This is a genomic window from Flavobacterium sp. JAS (assembly GCF_020991455.1).
In the GTDB taxonomy this organism is placed as follows: Bacteria; Bacteroidota; Bacteroidia; order Flavobacteriales; family Flavobacteriaceae; genus Flavobacterium.
Genome location: NZ_JAJMOX010000013.1, coordinates 1 through 20,856 on the forward strand (window position 1 = coordinate 1; position 20,856 = coordinate 20,856).

General features: G+C 35.4%; 18 protein-coding genes. 6 read left to right on the forward strand and 12 right to left on the reverse strand.

Annotation, left to right across the window (positions count from 1 at the left end; genetic code table 11):
- The first annotated feature begins 153 nt into the window (after positions 1-153).
- Positions 154-648 (forward strand): hypothetical protein, encoded by a 495-nt coding sequence (locus tag LPB88_RS19085; RefSeq protein WP_230717271.1) that lies wholly within the window; start codon positions 154-156, stop codon positions 646-648.
- A gap of 147 nt (positions 649-795) precedes the next feature.
- Here the strand turns inward: LPB88_RS19085 and LPB88_RS19090 are convergent, their stop codons facing one another.
- Positions 796-1,041, reverse strand: a complete 246-nt coding sequence (locus tag LPB88_RS19090; protein WP_370635878.1) for a hypothetical protein — start codon at positions 1,039-1,041, stop codon at positions 796-798.
- A 139-nt stretch (positions 1,042-1,180) separates the two neighbouring features.
- Here LPB88_RS19090 and LPB88_RS19095 point away from each other — a divergent pair, with 139 nt between their 5' ends.
- Positions 1,181-1,657 carry a GNAT family N-acetyltransferase gene (locus LPB88_RS19095; RefSeq protein WP_230717272.1) on the forward strand — a complete coding sequence of 159 codons (477 nt, stop codon included), beginning with the start codon at positions 1,181-1,183 and terminating at the stop codon, positions 1,655-1,657.
- Between the two features lie 254 nt (positions 1,658-1,911).
- Entirely contained in the window at positions 1,912-3,378 is a 1,467-nt protein-coding gene (locus tag LPB88_RS19100) for a glycoside hydrolase family 130 protein (RefSeq protein ID WP_230717273.1), read from the forward strand.
- Between the two features lies 1 nt (position 3,379).
- Here the strand turns inward: LPB88_RS19100 and LPB88_RS19105 are convergent, their stop codons facing one another.
- The gene (locus LPB88_RS19105) at positions 3,380-3,988 is read right to left on the reverse strand and encodes a trans-aconitate 2-methyltransferase (protein ID WP_230717274.1); all 609 of its coding nucleotides are present in this window, start codon (positions 3,986-3,988) and stop codon (positions 3,380-3,382) included.
- Between the two features lie 118 nt (positions 3,989-4,106).
- On the opposite strand from LPB88_RS19105, the gene LPB88_RS19110 reads away from it, so the two are divergent.
- The gene (locus tag LPB88_RS19110; protein WP_230717275.1) at positions 4,107-5,072 is read left to right on the forward strand and encodes a hydrogen peroxide-inducible genes activator; all 966 of its coding nucleotides are present in this window, start codon (positions 4,107-4,109) and stop codon (positions 5,070-5,072) included.
- Between the two features lie 279 nt (positions 5,073-5,351).
- On the opposite strand, the gene LPB88_RS19115 is transcribed toward LPB88_RS19110, so the two are convergent.
- The gene (locus tag LPB88_RS19115; protein ID WP_230717276.1) at positions 5,352-6,149 is read right to left on the reverse strand and encodes an alpha/beta hydrolase; all 798 of its coding nucleotides are present in this window, start codon (positions 6,147-6,149) and stop codon (positions 5,352-5,354) included.
- A gap of 69 nt (positions 6,150-6,218) precedes the next feature.
- Entirely contained in the window at positions 6,219-6,638 is a 420-nt protein-coding gene (locus LPB88_RS19120) for an OsmC family protein (protein ID WP_230717277.1), read from the reverse strand.
- 521 nt (positions 6,639-7,159) lie between these two features.
- On the opposite strand from LPB88_RS19120, the gene LPB88_RS19125 reads away from it, so the two are divergent.
- The gene (locus LPB88_RS19125) at positions 7,160-7,753 is read left to right on the forward strand and encodes a hypothetical protein (RefSeq protein WP_230717278.1); all 594 of its coding nucleotides are present in this window, start codon (positions 7,160-7,162) and stop codon (positions 7,751-7,753) included.
- Between the two features lie 84 nt (positions 7,754-7,837).
- Here the strand turns inward: LPB88_RS19125 and LPB88_RS19130 are convergent, their stop codons facing one another.
- The 7 genes from LPB88_RS19130 to LPB88_RS19160 all read right to left on the reverse strand — a co-directional run bounded on the left by LPB88_RS19130 (position 7,838) and on the right by LPB88_RS19160 (position 15,020).
- The gene (locus LPB88_RS19130; RefSeq protein WP_230717279.1) at positions 7,838-8,956 is read right to left on the reverse strand and encodes an ABC transporter permease; all 1,119 of its coding nucleotides are present in this window, start codon (positions 8,954-8,956) and stop codon (positions 7,838-7,840) included.
- Entirely contained in the window at positions 8,956-10,059 is a 1,104-nt protein-coding gene (locus LPB88_RS19135; protein ID WP_230717280.1) for an ABC transporter permease, read from the reverse strand. Before LPB88_RS19135 ends, LPB88_RS19130 begins: the two co-directional genes overlap by 1 nt.
- Positions 10,060-10,067: 8 nt before the next feature.
- Complete coding sequence (locus tag LPB88_RS19140) at positions 10,068-10,808, reverse strand: ABC transporter ATP-binding protein (RefSeq protein ID WP_230717281.1); 741 nt, start codon at positions 10,806-10,808, stop codon at positions 10,068-10,070.
- A 273-nt stretch (positions 10,809-11,081) separates the two neighbouring features.
- A complete protein-coding gene (locus LPB88_RS19145) occupies positions 11,082-11,990 on the reverse strand; it encodes an ABC transporter ATP-binding protein (protein ID WP_230717282.1) in 909 nt (302 codons plus the stop codon).
- Positions 11,990-12,883, reverse strand: a complete 894-nt coding sequence (locus LPB88_RS19150) for an HlyD family secretion protein (protein WP_230717283.1) — start codon at positions 12,881-12,883, stop codon at positions 11,990-11,992. Before LPB88_RS19150 ends, LPB88_RS19145 begins: the two co-directional genes overlap by 1 nt.
- Positions 12,884-12,891: 8 nt before the next feature.
- Entirely contained in the window at positions 12,892-14,157 is a 1,266-nt protein-coding gene (locus tag LPB88_RS19155; protein ID WP_230717284.1) for a TolC family protein, read from the reverse strand.
- 260 nt (positions 14,158-14,417) lie between these two features.
- Positions 14,418-15,020, reverse strand: a complete 603-nt coding sequence (locus LPB88_RS19160; protein ID WP_230717285.1) for a TetR/AcrR family transcriptional regulator — start codon at positions 15,018-15,020, stop codon at positions 14,418-14,420.
- A 376-nt stretch (positions 15,021-15,396) separates the two neighbouring features.
- Here LPB88_RS19160 and LPB88_RS19165 point away from each other — a divergent pair, with 376 nt between their 5' ends.
- On the forward strand, positions 15,397-18,075 hold the full coding sequence (locus tag LPB88_RS19165; RefSeq protein ID WP_230717286.1) for a T9SS type A sorting domain-containing protein: 2,679 nt from the start codon (positions 15,397-15,399) through the stop codon (positions 18,073-18,075).
- A 263-nt stretch (positions 18,076-18,338) separates the two neighbouring features.
- Here LPB88_RS19165 and LPB88_RS19170 read toward each other — a convergent pair whose 3' ends face one another.
- Complete coding sequence (locus LPB88_RS19170; RefSeq protein ID WP_230717287.1) at positions 18,339-20,741, reverse strand: arylsulfatase; 2,403 nt, start codon at positions 20,739-20,741, stop codon at positions 18,339-18,341.
- Positions 20,742-20,856: the final 115 nt, after the last annotated feature.

Consider the following 20,856-nt stretch of genomic DNA (forward strand, 5'->3'; position numbering starts at 1 on the left):
AACGTGCCTTGTAGCGAAGAAGAACACCAAATGAACAGAAGAAGTGAGTTTCTTATTTCGGCATTATGATAAATTTTTGTGAAAAAACAATTTTAGGTTCGATTTTTGTCTATACTGTATGTAATTAATTTAATTTTATAAAAAATTGAAATCATGAAATTAGTAAAACAATTATTTATAGCAATATTATTTTTTGCTGTGAGCTCTTCGCATGCACAGGTATCGGTCAATGTCAATATCGGAACTCCACCAGCTTGGGGGCCTGTAGGTTATACCGATGTACGTTATTATTATTTGCCTGATTTAGAAATGTATTATGATATTAATGCATCAAGTTACCTCTATATCAGCAATGGAAGATGGTTAAGAGCCAGAAGTTTACCAAGTCATTATAGAAATTATGACTTATATAACGAATATAAAGTTGTCCTTACCGATTACAGAGGAGACAGACCTTATGACAATTATAAAGTTCACAAAGTAAAATATGGTAAAGGTTACAAAGGAAAACCACAAAAAACTATTGGTCAAAAACCAGGTAAAGGCAACAACAAAAATTATAGTGGAAACAATGGAAACGGAAATGGCAATGGAAACGGGAAAGGAAATAATGGAAATGGAAAAGGCCACGGAAACGGAAAACATTAAACTATAATGCTAAAAAGGGGTTTTCGTAAATCCTCTTTTTATATAAATACTAACACAAGAAGTTTTAAATAAAATTGTATAAAAAAACCTGTTCATTTACTTGAACAGGTTTTATATTTTTATTTAATAATGAGTTTTTAAAACTAACTATTTCTTCTGTTGCCCCGGTGCATAAGCTTTGGCACTCTTACTTCCATTCATCTTTTTTGCCTGCCCCGGAGGAATTTTTCCAGAGTTTGAAGATGAATTATGACCTGTATGAACAGTATGAACACTACAGCTTGTAACAAATAATGTAAACAAAATAGTAACGAAGAAGTATTTAAAAGATCCGGTAATTTTCATAGGTTTTGTTTTTGATTTGGTTTCCAAAGTTACATTTTTTCCTATCATATCATAAAATGATTTACGTTTTTTTACTGCAGCCCGAATACTTCTCCTGTATTATACCATAAACTTGTACACTGAAATATTGTCAAACCTTAAAACTGTTTTTATTGTAGTTTTTGATTATTTTAAATATATTTGAGATATGGATACAATTAATCAAAACATCACCACCAGACCAGCTACAAGTACAGATTTACCGCAGCTTAATGAATTCCTGCAATTTTTGGTTGAGGCAGAACGTCCTTTTGATCCCACCTTAAAAGATGGAAAAATCTTTTATTATGATATTCAAGAACTTATACTAGATAAGGATACAGAAATTTTGGTCATCGAAGATAATAATGAAATTATAGGATGTGGCTACGCCCAAATTAGATCGGCTAAAGCATATCAACATCACGAACTTTTTGGATATCTTGGCTTTATGTATGTAAAACCAGAATTTAGAGGAAGAGGCATTAACAACTTATTATTAAACGATCTTAAAAAATGGATCTTATCAAAAGGAATTACTGAGGTTCGACTGGAAGTTTACTCATATAATGAAGCTGCTATTAGAGCCTATGAAAAAGCAGGTTTCAATAAAATAATGACCGCAATGCGTTGTGAAATTGACTAGTTCCTGGTCATAAAAAACTGCACTTCTTTACATTTCCATTTCAAACATCAAACAGACACTGCAGAATAGAACTTCTACGAAAATTTTAAATAAGTTTTTTTATCTTTCGCAAAATCACTAACTTGTTAATAATTAGGTACGCTACACATCTTTGAATTATTTTTTTTAATAGTTCCATTTCTACATTTTCCTAAAATAAATTATATCGTAGTATACCTGAAGTAAATATTCTAACATTAAAAAAAGGATTTATTATGCGAGTATCAGTCATCCGAAAAAATATAATATTTACCCCTGATTCCAAAAGAGTTGTTGCCCGATATTTTATGAATGGCGATGACCGAACCCAACAAATGGTACTACGCATAATGATGCTGGATGAAAAGCAAGTGCTGGAAACTCTAGAACAGACACTTCGTGAATTTGCCAGACGTCATCGAAATATTTCGTCCATATTTTTTCAACATTGCGAACGAATAAGAAGTCTGATAGAAGCATTGCAAATTGATTATGAAGCAATGTCTCTGGACAGAAAAATGCTTATAGGTTCTTATTGTACTATGGAATACGCCATAGAATCGGCAGCTATTTTTAATCCATCTATTATTGAGGATCTTGATCAATCAGGGCTCGAAGCAGGTGAAAAACGTGTTATTATTTCTTTTAGAGCAACTGGTGAAGGCCATATTTCATCAATTGTTTTTAGAAGAGGAATTCTCGACAGGAATAATAACCTGCAAGTCATGAAAATTGGCCATAATATTGATAAGGCCGAGATTAATCATAAATCTACTTTCAATAAAGAACGATTTTTACTGAAATTGTCTGAAATGCATACGCAGGACAAATACATCACACAAATTATGCAAGAGCTGCCTGACGATTTTGAGTATGCTGTTCTAAAAAATATAATTACAATAGCCTTAAGCGACCCATCAATTCGCGAAGAAAGAAAAATTGCTCTAAATGAAATAATGTGGCTGGCCAAATCATTTTACGATTTAGAATTCAAACATGATTCTGATATTACCGAGCGCGTTATATTTCCGATATCAGATTCTGAAAGCCGCGGAATCGAAGATGCTCGTTTTGTCCGTTTTGTCGACGACGATGGTTCTACTCGCGTTATGGCTACTTATACAGCTTATAACGGTCACGCTATATTACCAAAGCTTATTTCCACCGAGGATTTTTACTCCTTTAGAGTAATGCCTTTGCATGGTATTGGTGCTCAAAATAAAAATCTGGCATTATTCCCCAAAAAAATCAACGGAAAATTTGCCATGCTTGCCAGAATCGATGGTGTCAACAATTATATCATGTATTCTGACAGAGTTACACAATGGAATAATCCTGTGCTCCTTCAGGAACCGCGTTATACCTGGGAATTTACACAAATAGGAAATTGTGGATCACCACTTTGGACTGAAGAAGGCTGGTTGGTTATTACCCACGGCGTTGGTACAATGAGACGCTATTGCATTGGCGCATCCTTGTTTGACCTCGATAATCCAACTAAAGAAATTGGAAGACTGCAAGAACCACTGCTTTCCCCACTGGAAGATGAGCGAGAAGGTTATGTCCCAAATGTTGTTTATTCCTGCGGTGCTATTATCCACAACAATAGTTTAATTTTACCCTACGCCGTATCTGACTACTCCTCTACCTATGCCATAGTTGATATGGTAGAATTATTAGATGCGTTGAAGAATAGTCAGTAAATTATTTTTTAAAAACTCCAAATGTAAAATTCTGAACAGTATCGAAAGGAGTTTTATGATCAACGGTAAAAGAATCTAATAACTCAAAATCTGGGGTAAATTTTGCTTTCAAAGCACTTTCTGAATATTGTTTTATTGGTATACCGCTACATTTTAAAGGTCCGGTTTCTGAGAAAGTTCCTATTACTAAAATGCCATTTTTACTGATTCCGTCTTTAGCAGCTTGCAAATAAGATACGATATCCTTCTCCTCCGTTAGAAAATGAAAAGCCGCACGATCATACCAAAAATCATATTTAGTAGTGGGTTTAAAATCTGTAATATCACTAACAATCCAATTTACCTTTTCTGAATCGTTCAATAAACGCTTTTTGGCTTTAATAATCGCTTCTTCAGAAATGTCCAAAACAGTAATATTATTATATCCCAATTGCAGTAAATGATCGACAAAAAAACTATCTCCTCCGCCAATATCAATAATAGCAGCATCCAACGGAATAGCATATTGCTGCAATAAATCAAGTGACGTTTGAGGAATTGGTTGATACCAACTAACTTCTGTAAGTGCTTTAGTTTGATAAATATTTTCCCAGTGTTTCTTCTTATCCATTTCTTTATGTAATAACTAATGTTTTATACTGCAAAAATATAAATAAACAGCTTTAGTTTTAAAGCATCTTATATTGTAAATCTATAATTCTCTATCTTTATAAAAATATTTTATAACAATGACCATTCAGCAACTAAAATATATTGTAGCCTTAGACGAAGAACGCCATTTTGCACGAGCGGCAGAAGTTTGTATGGTAACTCAACCCGGACTAACGATTCAGCTAAAAAATCTTGAAGAAGAAATTGGAATCAAAATTTTCGATCGAAACAAAGTACCCTTAACTCCTACTCTGCTTGGAATTGAAATTATAAATAGGGCTAAAAAAATTCTCCGTGAAGCCGATGAAATTCGGGATTTTGTGGTTAACGAAAAAAACAAACTCGAAGGAGAAGTCAAAATTGGAATAATCTCAACATTATCGCCTTATCTGATTCCGCTTTTTATAAAGGCAATGAAAATAGCAACGCCAAAAATGCAATTCATTATCAAAGAAGCCAATACGGGTCAGCTTATGAATGATGTGATGACAGGCGCAATTGATGTGGCAATTATGGCGACACCTACCGGAAACCCAAATTTGATTGAACATCCGGTTTTCAAAGAACCTTTTGTTGCTTATTTAAATACGGTGCATCCCATGGCTGCCGAATCTCACTACGAGTTACAGCCTTCAGACAAAACCGAATTGCTTTTACTGCATCATGAGTATTGCTACAATGCACAACTACTGGATATTTGCGACATTAAAAATCCGGGAAAAATTAAAGATCAGTTCAGTTACGATATCAGCTCTATTGAAACCTTAAAAAATCTGGTAAGAGCACAATTAGGATTTGCCATTATACCACAACTTTCGATGATTAACGAAGTCGAAACAGGTCTTTTTAAACATTTTAAAGAACCAAAACCGGTACGCGAAATCAGTCTTGTAGTATCTGATACTTTTTCGAAAAAACTATTACTCGAAAAAATGAACGAAGCAATCTGGAATTGCCTTCCGGAATCCTTGCAGCAAAATTTTGCCTACCGAAAAATAAAATGGAACGATTCGCCATATTTTATCAAAGCCACAACAAGATAGATTTTATAAAAACTAAATGATGCTATAAGCATATATTTTGTGCCGTTAGGCACTAAAGGTCGGTAGAAAATATAAATTGTAATAAAATTAGCATGCCGTAGGTATGCAATGGGAACGTTTCATGGCGTACCTACGGCACGCCTGCAAAATCCCTAATCTCATTTAGCTACCGACCTTTAGTGCCTAACGGCACATTTAAACTACGCATTGTATAAAACATAAAAAAAAAGCCGAAACACTTTTCAGTATTTCGGCTTTTTTATGAATAAGATGTTTGTATTATTTTGCGCTTAAATCTTTGGCTGCACCAATAATTACATTAGCAACTGCCTCTGGTTGAGAGATAAAAACACAGTGGCTTCCTTTTACTTCTGTAACTTTAGTTTTAGAACGTTTGTACATTGCATGTTGAATAGAAGGATCAATACTTTTATCTTGTGTTGCAAGAACAGCATAAGCAGGTTTATCTCTCCAAGCCGCTTTTGTTACAGGCGTTCCAAATCCTTTAGCATAAAATGCACCTTGTGAGGCATACATAAAAGCAGCTAATTCTTTGCTTACATCAGCACAAAATCCTGCATGAAATTTAGCTTGATCATAATAAACAATTCCTTTATCGTTAGGAGGTAAAACACCATTTTCAGGAGCCGGAGGTGCAGTTTGCAACCATTGTACAGTTGTTTCTCCATTATCTGGCTGGAAAGCCGCTACATAAACCAATCCAACAACTTTTGGATGATTTCCGGCTTCAGTAATTACAGTTCCTCCCCAAGAGTGTCCTACCAAAATTGTTGGTCCATCCTGATTGTCAAGTACTACTTTTGTTGCTGCTACATCATCTTCAAGAGAGCTTAAAGGGTTTTGAACAATTGTTACTTTATATCCTTTTTTTGAAAGGACATCATATAAATTTCTCCATCCAGAACCATCAGCGAAAGCTCCGTGTACCAAAACCACATTTTTAACCTTTGTTGCCGGCGCTTGCGCATTTGCATTTGTAGCAAATAAAATACTCATAATTAATGCTGCAGACATGAATAAACGATTCAATTGTCTTTTTAAAATTGCTGTTCCCATTTTTTTATTTTTTAAGATGTTATTGATTTGATTTATTAAAGTTATTGAATTTTATTAAAATATTAATTATCAAGATAGTAGAGTTATTTTTAAAGCTATTTCTGTATTAAGCAATTTTGAAATTGGGCAAATTTCTTTTGCTTTTTGAGCAGTTTTTTCAAAATCTTCTGTTGAAATTCCAGGAACAGATCCTGTAAGTTCAAGAGTAATTAAAGTAATTGTACCATCTTCAAAAGTTACTTTGGCAGTTGTATTAAGGTCTTCCGGTACAAAACCGGCTTCTGATAATAAAAAGCTCAATTGCATGGTAAAACATCCTGCATGTGCCGCAGCGATCAATTCTTCAGGGTTAGTTCCTACTCCTTCTGCAAAACGAGTTTTAAAAGACAGTTGAGCATTGTTTAATGTTGTACTTTGTGTAGTAATGGTTCCTTTTCCTTCCATTCCTGTACCTTTCCAGTTTGCGTTTGCGTTTCTTGTAAATTTCATGACTAAAGTTTTTAATGTTATAAATTTTTGATTTTCAAATAATTGTTCTGATTTGATAGGACAAATGTATGGCGACTATCTTCATTAATCAAATTGATAATTTTGTAGTCTTATAAATAAATTTTATAATCTTGATTTGCAATTTCAGAAAATGCCCGCCATTTATGGAGATCCATACCATAATGTTCTCTCTGCTCCTGCACTAGTATTCCATAATTATTTTAGCCAACATATATGCCATGATCAAAATACCTTGGAAAACCTGTTATTTGTATCAAAAAACTTTTCTTGCAATTGCCATATTTCGCTATAACTTCACAAATGATAATGATATCTCAACATAAATTATTAATATTCAAAATTTTACTAGTTTTAAATTCTAAGACTAAATGAAATTTCCAGAAACAAAAGCCTCTCTATTTTGATAATTAATTTCTACCAAAGGCAATAAATCTCCATCAACGAATGTTATCTAAGTAGGCATTAATCAGTTTTTAATGCTTTAAATTAATTTAAGAAGTATGAAAAAAATATTGTTTATAATTATAATAACCGGGGTTTCTCTACAAGGATATGCGCAAAAAGAAGTGAATGGTAAATACAAACCAATTCCGTCTACCAATTCTGAGGTTAAAGAAATTCTACCACCAACAGAAACGCCACCAACCGTAGATACACCGCCAGTAAAAGACCCAACCGTTTTAAAAATTAATCCGGATGATCTGTATAAAAATAATATTCTGTATAAACGAGAAGCCAATGTTGAAGGCGTTTTTTACAGAAGAAATGAATATTTAGGAGGTTTTGTAACCAATACAACTGTTTCTACTATTCGTTATCGTGATGCCGCTTTTGTAGATGGCGACAAGATTAGAGTTTATTTGAATGATAAAGTGATTGAAAAGGAAGTAAGGTTAAATGGTGATTTTCAAGGATTCAAAATAAACTTAGTAAAAGGAATTAATAAAATTGACTTTGAAGCTTTAAATGAAGGTTCTGCATCACCAAATACAGCCGAATTTCAGGTTTATGATGATAAAGGTACTGTAATCGAAGCCAGCCAATGGAATGTTGGTACTGGTTATAAAGCAACTATTATATTGTATAAAGAATAAAAACTGCAATTTTCTAATTGAATGCAAAAAACAAAAAATCCCATTTTCATGAAATGGGATTTTTTACTTTTAACTCTTTTTATATTAAGACGTTTTTCGATAATTAAGAATGGCAGCAAAATTCAACACAATTGCAAAACCCATTATTATCAGAATATGTTTTGAAATATCCCTAAAACCGCTTCCTTTTATGATAACCATTCGCATCACATCTATAAAATAGCTTATCGGATTAAATTTCGAAACCTTTTTTGCCCAATCCGGCATGCTGTCAATTGGTGTAAACAAACCACCCATTAAAACAAAGATCATCACAAAGAAAAACATGATTAACATTGCTTGTTGCTGCGTTTCGCAAATGGTTGATATCAATAAACCAAAGCCTAAAATTGCCAATAAATAAACGCAAACAAAGGCATATAAAACCAATAAATTTCCTAACGGAATTATGCCATAAAATAACCATCCAACCAATAATCCCAGGGTAAATACAACATTGCCCAGAATCCAGAACGGAATCAATTTCCCTAATATAAAATGATATTTTTTGACCGGAGAAACATTGATTTGCTCAATTGTTCCGGCTTCTTTTTCTTTTACAATATTCAAAGCCGAAAGGAATCCGCCCACAAGGGTAACCAAAATCGCCAAGATTCCCGGAACCATATACAATCTATAATTCATATGCGGATTGTACCAGTTTGAAGAAGCAATTTCTATTTGCGGCATTGGATTAAAACTGCCTTTCGGATTATTCTTCACTCTCAATTCATTGTTATAATCTCGTATAATATCAGAAATATATCCGGCACCCAAACCTGCTTTCGTTCCGTTTATGGCATTTACGCCAATAAAAAGCTGTTGGTGATTCTCGCGCATTAAATCCTGCTCAAAACCGTGTGGAATTTCCAGAATTAAATCGGCGCGATCTTCTTCAACCTGAGTAAAAGCTTGTTTATAAGAGTCGTTGTAACTGCGAAGTTTAAAATATCCCGAAGCCACAACTTTATTAATCAAATCTCTCGAATAATCAGATCGGTCATTGTCTACAACTGCCAGATTGATGTTTTTAATTTCATAATTCGCAGCAAGTGGTAAAATAATAAGCTGTATAACAGGCATTACCATTATCACCGCCAATATAGCGCGATTGCGGAATATTTGTTTGAATTCTTTGATGAGCAAAAATTTTATAATTCTCATTACAAACGTATTTTAAAGCTTTTAAGGCTAATTATCAATAAGAAAAGCGTAATCCCAAAGAGAATCAGAGTTTCTTTCCACACATACGAAAATCCTAATCCCTTGATCATAATTCCTTTTACAATGATGTAATACCATTTTGAAGGCACTATATTCGAAAACCATTGCAAAGGAACCGGCATATTCTCTATCGGGAACATAAAACCGCTAAAAAGCAATGTCGGCAAAAGCATTCCTAATAAAGAAATCAACATGGCAGTTTGCATCGAATCTGTTTTTACCGAAATAAATATTCCTAACGTTAAACAGGTTATGATAAACAAAGTGCTTTCGGCAAAAAGCAACAAAATATTCCCCACAATAGGAAGATCAAGCACAAAAACGCTCAATGCTAAAATAGAAATCACATTTACCATCGAAAGCAACAAATACGGAACTGCTTTTGAGAGTATTACCATAAGAGGTTTAAAAGGCGAAACCAAAAGAATTTCCATTGTTCCGGTTTCTTTTTCTTTCACGATAGAAATTGCCGTCATCATGACACAAACCAGCATTAATACCAAAGCCATAACTCCGGGAACAAAATTTGGAGCACCTTTTAACTGCGGATTATACAACATTTTTACTTCTGGTTTAATTTGATACGGAACTGGATTATTTTCCTTCATTTGCGCCTGATAATCGCCTATTATCGATGATAGATAATTGGTTAATGTTGTCGCATTATTAGGGTCTGATGCATCTGCAATAACCTGAATCTGCGCTTTGTTCTGATGTAATAACTGATTGTTAAATCCTTCCGGAAATACAATTGCCATTTTTATTTCTCCAGTTCTAAAAGCCGCTTCGAGTGCTGCACTTCCGGCAAGGCTTTTCGTAATTTCAAAATAACGGCTCGCTTCGATTTTAGTAATGATTTCCTGCGAAGCCATATCTTTAGCATAATCGACAACCACGATTTCCGAATTTTTTACTTCGTTTGTCAAGGCAAAACCAAAAATCAGGATTTGCACAATTGGCATCCCAAACAGAATAAATAGTGTTTTCTTGTCGCGCAGTACGTGCAAAAACTCTTTCCTTACAAATGTCAAAAACTGTTTCATATCTCTAATTATTCTCCGCGTTTTGCTTCTCTTGCTAAATGATAAAAGACCTCGTCCATTGTGGCAGAGTCAAATTGTTTTTTTAGATTAGTTGGCGTATCCAGTGCTTCTACCCTGCCATCGACCATTATTGAAACTCTGTTGCAATACTCCGCTTCATCCATATAATGTGTCGTTACAAAAATGGTAATTCCGTTTCCTGAAGCTTCATAAATTAAATCCCAAAATTGCCTACGAGTAACAGGATCAACACCTCCCGTTGGTTCATCAAGAAATACAATTTCCGGTTTGTGAATTATCGCAGTCGAAAATGCCAGTTTTTGTTTCCATCCTAATGGAAGTGAACCTACTCTTTTATTCGCCTGATCTTCCATGCCTAATTGTTTTAAAAGTGAAGCGCTATTTTCTTTAATCGCTTTATCCGAAAGTCCATAAATTCCAGCAAAAAATGTAATGTTTTCCTGCACCGTCAAATCATCATACAAAGAGAATTTCTGACTCATATAACCAATACTCTTCTTTATTTTCTCTGTTTCTTTATACACATTAAATCCAGCAATTGTAGCTTCTCCCGATGTTGGAATCGATAATCCACACAGCATTCGCATTGCGGTCGTTTTTCCCGCTCCATTTGCTCCAAGAAAACCAAAAATTTCGCCTTTTTGCACGTCAAAAGTGATGGAATCTACGGCTGTAAAATTTCCAAATCGTTTGGTTAATGCATTGCATGAAATTACTTTTTCATTCATAATTGTTGATTTTAAACCGTTTTGGTAAGCTACTATTAATACAAACCTTTCTCAATCTTGTCATTTCGACGGAGGAGACTCGAGCGATAGCGAACAGACGAAGTAAATCCTCGCAAGAAACTCCGCAATCAAAAGTCTTAATCTTTGTCGAGCTACTCGCGGAGATCCCTCGTTCCTCGGGATGACAAAAATGCGCTGACTCACTTTAAGTATAAACTACAACATCTTTGTCAAAGTTCAAAACTTTGACAAATGTCATGACCTCCCTAATCTTTAACTCAAGAGCTTAATAAAGCTGTCTTCAATCGTTACTTCAGATTCTTTTATCTCGATATTTTTAATTCCTTTACTTTCTAAAAACTGCTTTAAATCTCCTTTATCAGGATTTCCTTTGAAAGAAAAATGAGCAAATTCTCCAAAAGCATAACTCGAAAGTCGGTTGGGATATAATGCCAAAGCTTTTAGAAGCGGATACATTTCGGAAGCTTTTACCGCAAAAAGCACATCTGGATAATTACTGATTATATTTTTGGGAGTATCTATCGATAATATTTTTCCGTCTTGTATCAAGGCAATTCTATCGCAAAGATTGGCTTCGTCCATATAAGGCGTTGATACGATAATGGTAATATCCTGCTGTTTTAGTTTCTTGAGCATTTCCCAAAATTCCTTTCTTGAAACGGGATCAACTCCGGTCGTTGGTTCGTCCAAAAACAAAACATTAGGTTTGTGAATCAACGCACAGCACAGTGCCAGCTTTTGTTTCATTCCGCCTGATAGTTTTCCTGCTCTTCGGGTTTTAAAAGGTTCAATCTGAATGTAAATATCTTTTATCAAATCATAATTTTCCTCAATCGTGGTTCCGAATAAAGTGGCGAAAAAATTCAGGTTTTCTTCGACAGTCAAATCCTGATATAACGAGAATTTTCCGGGCATATATCCAATTGTGTTCCGAATCGCTTTAAAATCTTTTACCACATCAAGACCATCAACTGTAGCCGAACCCTGATCTGCAAGTAAAAGTGTCGTCAGAATTCTGAAAATACTGGTTTTTCCAGCACCGTCAGGACCAATTAAGCCAAAAAGTTCGCCTTTATTTACGGAGAAAGAAACATCGTTTACGGCGACTTTCTTTTCCTTCCCGTAGGTTTTGACAATATTTTTTACAACAACGGATTCCATTATTTCGAAAGTTTTATTTCGCCATACATTCCAATTTTAAGATAACCCTCATTTTTGACTCTAACCTTCATGGCATAAACCAAATTGGCACGTTCGTCTTTTGTCTGAATCGTTTTTGGCGTAAACTCCGCCTTATCGCTAATCCACTCTACAACACCTTCATATTCTTTATAGGTTTTGTTTGTGGCATCAACAAAAACCTTCACTTTATCATTCAATTTAACCGTTGGTAATTGATCTCCGGTAATATAAACCCTTAAAATTATAGTCGATAAATCTGCGATTTTATACAGTGGCTTGCCAATCGTTGCCATTTCGCCAGCTTCGGCATATTTTGTCAAAACCGTTCCATTGGTTTTGTTTACGATTTTCGATTTTGATAATTGGTCTTTAATTTGGCTTATTTGCACTTTCAAAGTTTGTGTTTCATCATCGATTCCGGTTGTACTAATATTCAGCTGAGTTTGCAAAGCGGTAATTTGTTTTTGAATCACAGCAACTTTTGTTGTAGCATCATCAAGTTGTTTTCTGGTTGCTGCATCAGCTTTTACAAGATTTTGCATGCGTTGCTGATCGATTTTCGCCTGACGCAATTCTTCTCTGTAAACATCCAATTGCGAATTGATATCCGGTTTTTTACTTTGTGTTGCTTTAATTTGCGCCAATAATTGATCTCGCTTAAGCGAAAGTTGGATCGTATCGATATAACCCACAACCTGACCTTCTTTTAAGGCATTTCCTTCCTCGACTTTTAATTCTTTGATTATTCCGCCTGCTTCTGCCGGAATAATCGTTTCTACGGCTTCAAAAGTCCCCGTGGCATCAAATTCATTCTTATTATCAGAACATGATGTTGCAAATGCTGCTATTGTTATGAATAGTATTCTTTTCATCTTTATAATTAATTACCGGTTATTAATTTTTGTCTGTATTGCGCCAGAAGCAAATCTGTTTCATGGATTATTTTGTTCTGTGTTGCCGTATTTTCCTCGTTTACTTCGCGCAAATAATCACTGGAATCAATGACACCGTTTTCTAATTGTGCCAAAGCTGCCTTTTTTACATTATTTCTAAGTGTTATAATTTCATTGTCCGAAACAAGATATTCTTGCAGTTTTGTGATTTCGGCATTTTGCTGTTTCACAGATTGATTGGTATTGAAAAGGAAAACTTCTTTATCGACTTCGAGTTGTTGCTTGTTGATATCGATAATCTGCTTTTGTTTTTTATCCGTATAAAGTCCGGTTAACGACCAATTAAGTTTAACACCTCCAATATAATAACCTTTCCAGCCTTCTTCGAGCATATTCAATCCCGGATTTCCCACACCGCCTTGCACGAAAAAATTAAACTTGGGTAAATTCTGAATTTCAATCGTTTTTTTGCCGAGTTCCAAACTTTCATTTCGATAACTAAAAAGTTCCAGTTCAGGACGTTTTATTTCTGTTGAATTGACAACATTTGCGGGAGTTTCCAGTTGTGTGTCCGAAGCCAATTCTGAGTTAATGAAAAGCCCGAGCATGTCTAAATATGATTTTTTGTAATTGCGAATCCCAATTGCCATTTGATCAACTTTGAGGTATTCTGCTTTAAGTAAATCTAGATTACTTCTATAAGCTGTACCGTTTGCAAGTTGTGCCTCGACGGTTTTCATTCCGATGTTGATGTCGTTTTTAAGCAAATCATTCTGACGAAGCTGTTCTTCAAAAACAAGGATTCCGAAATAAAGCTCGGTAATACGCTGTTTTACGGCATACAAATCGACTTTGAGTTGTTGTTCCGAAACTTTGGTTTGCTTTTCGACAATTTCTTTCTGTTGTTTCAAAGCACCGCCGTCATAAATAAGCTGATTTACTTCCGCGTAAGCGCGGTATTGATCGTTCTTTAAAATAGGCACTTCAAGCCCCGGAAGCCGAACGGGCAATTTTGTAACATCTGATTGATACGTCGCCTGACCAAAAATGTCAAACTTTGGATAATATCCTTTTGCAATATTATCAATCGTGTATTCGCTGCTTTTGACAATCAAATCTCTTTTTTTAGATAACGGATAATTTTCTTCTGCCAATGCATAACAGTCATCAAGCTTTAAGATCTTGCGTTCTTGCTGTGCATAAAACTGAAATACAGGAAAAACAACCAGTACAACAACTAATAACCTTTTCATAATCATTTTTTTTTATTATTTAAACCCGTTAGGTGTAATTACTAAAATTTCATTTAACACATAGAAACATAGATTTTGAATCTGTAAAAAGAGTATAAAAAGAAACATGTTTCTCACACATAGCTATGTGTGTTAATGCAAGTGAAACGCCTTTTTTGAGCGTACAGAGGCTATGTTTCTATGTGTTAACAATAATTACGCTCACAACTTATTTAATATTTCGTTTTAATCATTTGATTAAATTAAGTCCAAAAAAATAGCTACGAATCAATCATAGCTTTAAACCATTTTACAATTAATACCTTTCTTTCTTCTGTAAAATCACTTAATTGATTTGCTGAAAGAATTCCTGTAGACTCTAAAACAGGTTTTGCAATAAACGGAAAAATACACATCGATAAAACGTTTATAATAAAATGCAACGGATGTATATCTGGTCTTCTTTCTACTAATTGCTTCACAAAATAAGATTCTGTCAACAATTTTCCAGCTTGCATTTTATTACCAAAATGCTCCGGATTGTTTCGTATTTCGCTTAAAACAAACAATGGCAATCCAGGATTTTGCGTCAGCATTGTAATATAAGCGTCCGCAATCAAAGTTACTTTTTCGTCTAGAGAAGTATTTTGATTATTAACAATTGGTGCAATTACTCCAAACAATTTGGCTACTTTCTCTACCATTACTAGCTCAAAAAGTTTTTCTTTACTTCTAAAGTAATAGTTTAATAAAGCGAGGTTAATTCCTGCTTCTTCAGCAATATCACGAGTACGCGTAGCCGAATATCCTTTTTGTGTGAATACAGTGCGGGCTGCTTCTTTTATTTTTTCCTCGGTGCTTGCGTCTTTGCTTTTTGGTGCCATAATTTTTTTAATCTGAGGCAAAGATATAAATTAATTCTAGAATTAAACACAAGATTTAATCAAATGATTAAAAATTAAAAATAACTAATTTTAAAATCCATCGAAAAGTGAAAAAATTTAACAGATGACTTTCTAACAAAAAAAGAAGCTAATTCTATCGTTTGAAGTGTGTTTATCTGGCCATTTTATTCCTTTTTTTAATTCCAATAGAAACAAACTTTTTCTAACAACATCAGCAAACAATAAACATAAACCGTAATTAACTCCTTATAAAATAATTAAATCGTTTATTTTTTAACATTATATTATTATTTTTATTATCATTGTAGCACAGTATAGTATAGTACTGCATCTTAACTATTTAAAATAAATTATTATGCAAGAAAAAATTACAAAGGAAAAAATTTCGGTTAAAGTATTTCTTACCGTCATAGTATTATTATTTGCCCTATCGGGTTCAGCTCAAACTTATGAGTTCGAAAATGGCACACGTACCAATAACGCCAACATACAAAACTGTGATGCCTGTTCCGGCACAATAGTGGGTAATTTGGGTGGCGACAGCAGTGTTTCTGTAAATGTAACTGTAGCGGCTACAGGCTGGTACAATTTGCAATTATTCTATTGTACAGGCGATCCAAGAACGATTCGTTTAACGGCAGGTTCGGCGACATCCATAGCGATTCCGTGTGAGCCAAGCGGTGGCTGGAGTACCGCGGCTTCAAAAAACATAAGTGTTTATTTAAACAGCGGCACTACTACCCTACTTTGGGATAACACGAGTTCATGGGCGCCTAATCTGGACAAATTTGTTTTGACTCCTATGGGTGCCTCTAGTACGCAAACAGTGAATTTTGGAACCAATAATAGTGTGGTTTACAATTTAACCAATAAGACTTACAACGTAAAATTCAATGGTGCAACGGTAGTTACAAATGCATCTGCTTATGCTTTTAGTGATCAACAATATGTGAGCAGTAATTTTGCAACAGCGGTTTACACGACAGAATCCTTTACAGATAATATTGGCAGCGGTACGAAGCATATTTTCACTTTAAGTGGAAATTATACGCTGGGCATGCAACAGATTTTCTACACCTATACCAATAAAAATTATCTTGCCGTTCAGGTTGTCCTTACTGGAAATGGCTCTAATTGCTATAAAATGTCGCCATTGACCAGTTATCAGGTTACACCAAACTTTGGCAGCGGAGACACCAGAGCTGTATTTGTGCCTTACGATAATGATGCCTGGGTTCGCTACAATGCTTATCCACTTAATTCTGCTGATTTTACAGCGTCTGAGGTTACTAATATTTACAACAATACTAATCGAAAAGGTTTGGTTATAGGGTCTTTAGAACATACAAAATGGAAAACCGGGATTACTGTAAATGGCGGCGGAACCACATCTGCTTATGTTTCGGTTATTGCAGGATGGACAAAAAAGGAAATTACAAGAGATACTCGTGGTCACGGTTGGGTAAATGTTGGTCAAACGAGTTGTCCTTCGCCAAAGGTAATTATTAGTGCTAATGACGACTGGAGATCTGGTTTTGAAGAATTTGCTCAGGCAAATGCCACGCTGCAACCTAAATATATTTTTGACTGGACGGCTCCAAAGCCTATGGGTTGGAACAGTTGGGGCGCTATGCAGACTTCTATCAACTTAACTAAAGTGAATACGGTTGTAGACTTTTTTCATGACGATGCTCCGGCATTCAAAACCGAAGACAACACGTTATTCATCGACCTTGATTCGTATTGGGATAATATGAGCGATGCACAACTGGCACAATTTGTTACGTATGCTAAAAGCAAAGGTTTTAAAGCTGGTATTTATTGGGCTCCGTTTGTCGATTGGGGAAAATACAATCGTCAGGTCGAGGGCAGTTCCTACAACTATAATCAATGTTGGACTACAGTTAACGGAGCACCTTTTGAGCTTGACGGCGCTTATGCGATGGATCCTACAAGTCCGGGAACTAAAGCAAGAATACATTATTTCATTAATCGTTTTAAAGCTGCCGGATTTGAAATGGTAAAAGTCGACTTTTTAACACACGCCAGTATAGAAGCCGATAGTTTTGTGAACTATCAATTGCATACTGGTATGGAGGCTTATCAGGAAGGGATGAAATACTTAATTGACGAAATTAATGGAACCATGTTAGTTGAAGCTGCAATTTCGCCAAATATTGCAACGGGACCTTATGTTCACGTGCGCCGTATTGCCTGCGACGCTTACAGCAGCATTGGCGATAGTGATTATACACTTAACAGTACAACTTATGGCTGGTGGCAAAATCAGATTTACGATTATCTGGATGCAGATCATGTGGTATTTGGCAGTGTTACCGCGGGAGAAAACCGTGCGAGACTTTTAAGCAGTGTTGTTACGGGAACTATTACAAGTGGTGATGATTTTTCTGTTGCAGGTGCGTGGAAAGCGAAAGCACAATCTCTTTTGCAAAATAATGACGTTATGAATGTTGCCCGAGCCGACATGGCATTTCGTCCTGCGGATGGTAATACGGGTTACAATGCTGCTAATATTTTCTCGGCTACGCATAATGATGTTGTTTATGTTGCGGTTTTTAATTACAGTGATGCAGCAGTAACTAATAATGTTAGTTTAAGTCGCCTTGGTTTAGGATCTGGAAATTATACGGTTAAAGAATTATATTCTGGTACAACAAGTACAACGCAAGGAACATTAAGTGTTCAGTTGCCAAAAGCAGATGCTGCATTGTTTGCCATTTCTCTTGGGTCGACATTGAGTGCGCCCGGTTTTTTGAAAACCTCCGCAACCAACTATATTTTCCCGAATCCGGCATCGAATACGTTTAGAATAAAATTTGATCATTCAATCAATGGTCCGGTTGGGCTTTCTATGTATGATACGGCGGGAAAAGAAATCTGGAAAACGACTATTATTGCCGAAGATATGATTACTTCTGAAATTCCGGTAAATGGGCTGGCTAGAGGTATTTATATGATCAAAGTTTCTACAGAAGGAAATCCGGTACAGAGCTTTAAATTCGTTAAAAACTAAAGTTTATAATTTGCTCTGATTCTAAACTAAAAAATCCCATTTCTTAATTGAAATGGGATTTTTTTATGTTGAAAATTATTAATTCTTTGAGGAATATTTAAACACATAGAAACATAGATTTTGTAAACTCATAGAAGGCGTTCCACTTTTTTTAACGCACATAGTTAGAGCTATGTGAAAGAAATTTATTTCTTTTTTATGTTCTTTTTTGCATTTAAAATCTATGTTTCTATGTGTTAAATAAAATTTTATAGCTTACCAAATCATAACAAATTCACTTTTACGCTGTTTATTTTTCCTTCAAATTTATAAGGCGCTTTTTTGTAATAACGCATCGAAACTGAACCTCCTAAATCCTCGCCTACATCAAAGGTTTCGCTGGCTGTAAACGCGGCAGGAACAGTTCGTTTTACTTCTCCTTTAGCATATTCTTTCCCGTCTAAAGTTATTACAACTTCGGCGGCGGCTCCGGGTTTCGCAATTGTTGTCAGGACTTCAACCTGATGTTTTCCGGCTGTTAGTTTTTTATCGGCTTCGACCGTATATCTTTCAATAATCAGCATATTATATTCATATACTAATTTTCCGTTTTCCATAAACAAAGTTACACCTCCTCCATTGCCTCCTAAGGCATACAATACTCCTGAAGTATTCTCCTTTACATCCATATCAATGACCACTTTGTTGCTCTTTTTTCCTAAACCGGGTGCACTAAATTCGGGCATTCTTTTAGTATTTTTATCAAAAACCCATGAATTATACGGCGATCTGATGACATCTTCAGGATGAAGACGCAGCCAGATTCCGGCACCAATAGGATAATCTTTATTGTCTTTTGCCTGTTTATTGAAAACCTCCTGAAGCTCTTTTAATTTTTCAGGATTTTTTGCTGCGAGATCGTTAAACTGAGTAAAATCTTCTTTTATGTTGTAAAGTTCCCAAACATCTTTTGTTGAATCCCATTGTGCCAAACCTTTCTGAGCCGGAATCCAAGGATATAGCGGTCCGAAAGTACAAGCGTACCAACCATCTTTGTAAACACCACGGCTTCCGTTATTATCAAAAAACTGAACTTTAGATACTTCTTTAGCTTTAGCATCATTAAACGTATATTTCATACTCACACCGTCCATTGGCATTTGTTCAAAACCGTTTACCACTTTTGGAGCCGGAATATTTAAGATATCATAAATCGTTGGTACAATGTCATTGATATGATGAAACTGACTGCGCGGCGTTTTATCCGGTTTAATCATTTTTGGCCATCTGATAACCATCACATTTTGAGTTCCTCCAAAATGTGAAGCTACTAATTTTGTATATTTAAAAGGTGTGTTTCCTGCCCAAGCCCAAGAAGAATGATAATTATTTTCTAATAATGGTCCTCCAATTGCGTCTAAACCTCCCAGTTTCTCTAAAGCAGCCAATTGTTGCTCGATAGTATTTGAAACTCCATTTTGAGCTAATAATTCACTTATAGAACCGTTTTGTCCTTCTGCACTTGAACCGTTATCACCCCATATAAAAAACACGATCGTATTTTCTTTTTGTCCGTTGGCTTCAATTGCATCCAAGACCCTTCCTACTTCATGATCTGCATGTTCTACATATCCGGCAAACACTTCCATCATTCTAATTTGAAATGCTCTTTCAGTTTGCGGAATACTTTCCCATGAAGCCATCGTTTTATCACGGGCTGTAAGTTGTGCACTTTTTGGAATCCATCCTAATTCTTTCTGACGTTTGAATACTTTTTCGCGATAAGCATCCCAGCCATCATCAAATTTTCCTTTGTATTTATCTGCCCATCCCTTAAAGATATGATGCGGTGCGTGACCTGCACCCGGGGCAAAATAAAGTAAAAACGGTTTATCGGCCGCGTATGCTTTATGCTGACTCATCCAGGTAATGGCGTGATCTGCTAAATCTGTTGTTAAATGATAATTTTCAGTTTTTGGAGGTTCTACCGGTGTAAAGTCGTCTACCAAACGAGGTTCATATTGTGATGTTTCGCCGGCAAGGAAGCCATAAAAGTGCTGAAAACCATAATTTACCGGCCAATAATCAAATGGTCCGGCAACTGTAGTTTGATTTGCAGGCGTATTATGCCATTTTCCAAAGGCTGATGTACTGTAGCCATAATTTTTTAGGACCTCTGCAACTGTAGCGGCTTCTTTGGGTATAATTCCCGTATATCCATCCCAGTCTACGGCTCTTTCGGCAATTGTTCCGCTGCTGACTCTTGTATGATTACGCCCCGTTAACAAAGCCGCTCTGGTTGGCGAACATATCGAGGTAGTATGAAATTCATTGTAAGCAATTCCTTCACTATAGACTTTTGAAAGTGTTGGCGTATTCACCCCGCCGCCAAAAGTAGAAGGTGTACCAAAACCCACATCATCCATTAAAACAATAACAATATTGGGTGCATCTTTTGGTAAATGTTCGGGCTGTGCTCTTCGTTTTTGTGTGCTTTCGGCAAGAGTTTCATTGGCAACACTGGCACTTGGAACCGGAGGAAATGGCAAAACATCCTGAGCATGAAGATTTGCAATTGTTCCCAATAAAAGTAAAAAAACTAAAATTGTTCCGTTACGGAAACCTTTATAAAAGGATATTTTTCTAATGTCATTTGATTCCTTCTTAATAAAATAAATTTCACTCATTTTTAACTGATTTTAGAATTTAATTATAGGTGTTTTCGGACAATCAAAACAATAAAAAGCTCTTAGAATCTAAGTACTTTCGGGAATGCGTTTTTCATGGGGAAAATTTTAAACG

Bases quoted from the DNA above. Each gene is read 5' to 3' on its own strand.
- LPB88_RS19145 (WP_230717282.1), bottom strand. From the start codon at position 11,990: ATGGAATCCGTTGTTGTAAAAAATATTGTCAAAACCTACGGGAAGGAA.
- LPB88_RS19125 (WP_230717278.1), top strand. From the start codon at position 7,160: ATGAAAAAAATATTGTTTATAATTATAATAACCGGGGTTTCTCTACAA.
- LPB88_RS19120 (WP_230717277.1), bottom strand. From the start codon at position 6,638: ATGAAATTTACAAGAAACGCAAACGCAAACTGGAAAGGTACAGGAATG.
- LPB88_RS19155 (WP_230717284.1), bottom strand. From the start codon at position 14,157: ATGAAAAGGTTATTAGTTGTTGTACTGGTTGTTTTTCCTGTATTTCAG.
- LPB88_RS19100 (WP_230717273.1), top strand. From the start codon at position 1,912: ATGCGAGTATCAGTCATCCGAAAAAATATAATATTTACCCCTGATTCC.
- LPB88_RS19160 (WP_230717285.1), bottom strand. From the start codon at position 15,020: ATGGCACCAAAAAGCAAAGACGCAAGCACCGAGGAAAAAATAAAAGAA.
- LPB88_RS19165 (WP_230717286.1), top strand. From the start codon at position 15,397: ATGCAAGAAAAAATTACAAAGGAAAAAATTTCGGTTAAAGTATTTCTT.
- LPB88_RS19115 (WP_230717276.1), bottom strand. From the start codon at position 6,149: ATGGGAACAGCAATTTTAAAAAGACAATTGAATCGTTTATTCATGTCT.
- LPB88_RS19095 (WP_230717272.1), top strand. From the start codon at position 1,181: ATGGATACAATTAATCAAAACATCACCACCAGACCAGCTACAAGTACA.
- LPB88_RS19135 (WP_230717280.1), bottom strand. From the start codon at position 10,059: ATGAAACAGTTTTTGACATTTGTAAGGAAAGAGTTTTTGCACGTACTG.
- LPB88_RS19170 (WP_230717287.1), bottom strand. From the start codon at position 20,741: ATGAGTGAAATTTATTTTATTAAGAAGGAATCAAATGACATTAGAAAA.
- LPB88_RS19110 (WP_230717275.1), top strand. From the start codon at position 4,107: ATGACCATTCAGCAACTAAAATATATTGTAGCCTTAGACGAAGAACGC.
- LPB88_RS19085 (WP_230717271.1), top strand. From the start codon at position 154: ATGAAATTAGTAAAACAATTATTTATAGCAATATTATTTTTTGCTGTG.
- LPB88_RS19150 (WP_230717283.1), bottom strand. From the start codon at position 12,883: ATGAAAAGAATACTATTCATAACAATAGCAGCATTTGCAACATCATGT.
- LPB88_RS19090 (WP_370635878.1), bottom strand. From the start codon at position 1,041: ATGATAGGAAAAAATGTAACTTTGGAAACCAAATCAAAAACAAAACCT.
- LPB88_RS19140 (WP_230717281.1), bottom strand. From the start codon at position 10,808: ATGAATGAAAAAGTAATTTCATGCAATGCATTAACCAAACGATTTGGA.
- LPB88_RS19130 (WP_230717279.1), bottom strand. From the start codon at position 8,956: ATGAGAATTATAAAATTTTTGCTCATCAAAGAATTCAAACAAATATTC.
- LPB88_RS19105 (WP_230717274.1), bottom strand. From the start codon at position 3,988: ATGGATAAGAAGAAACACTGGGAAAATATTTATCAAACTAAAGCACTT.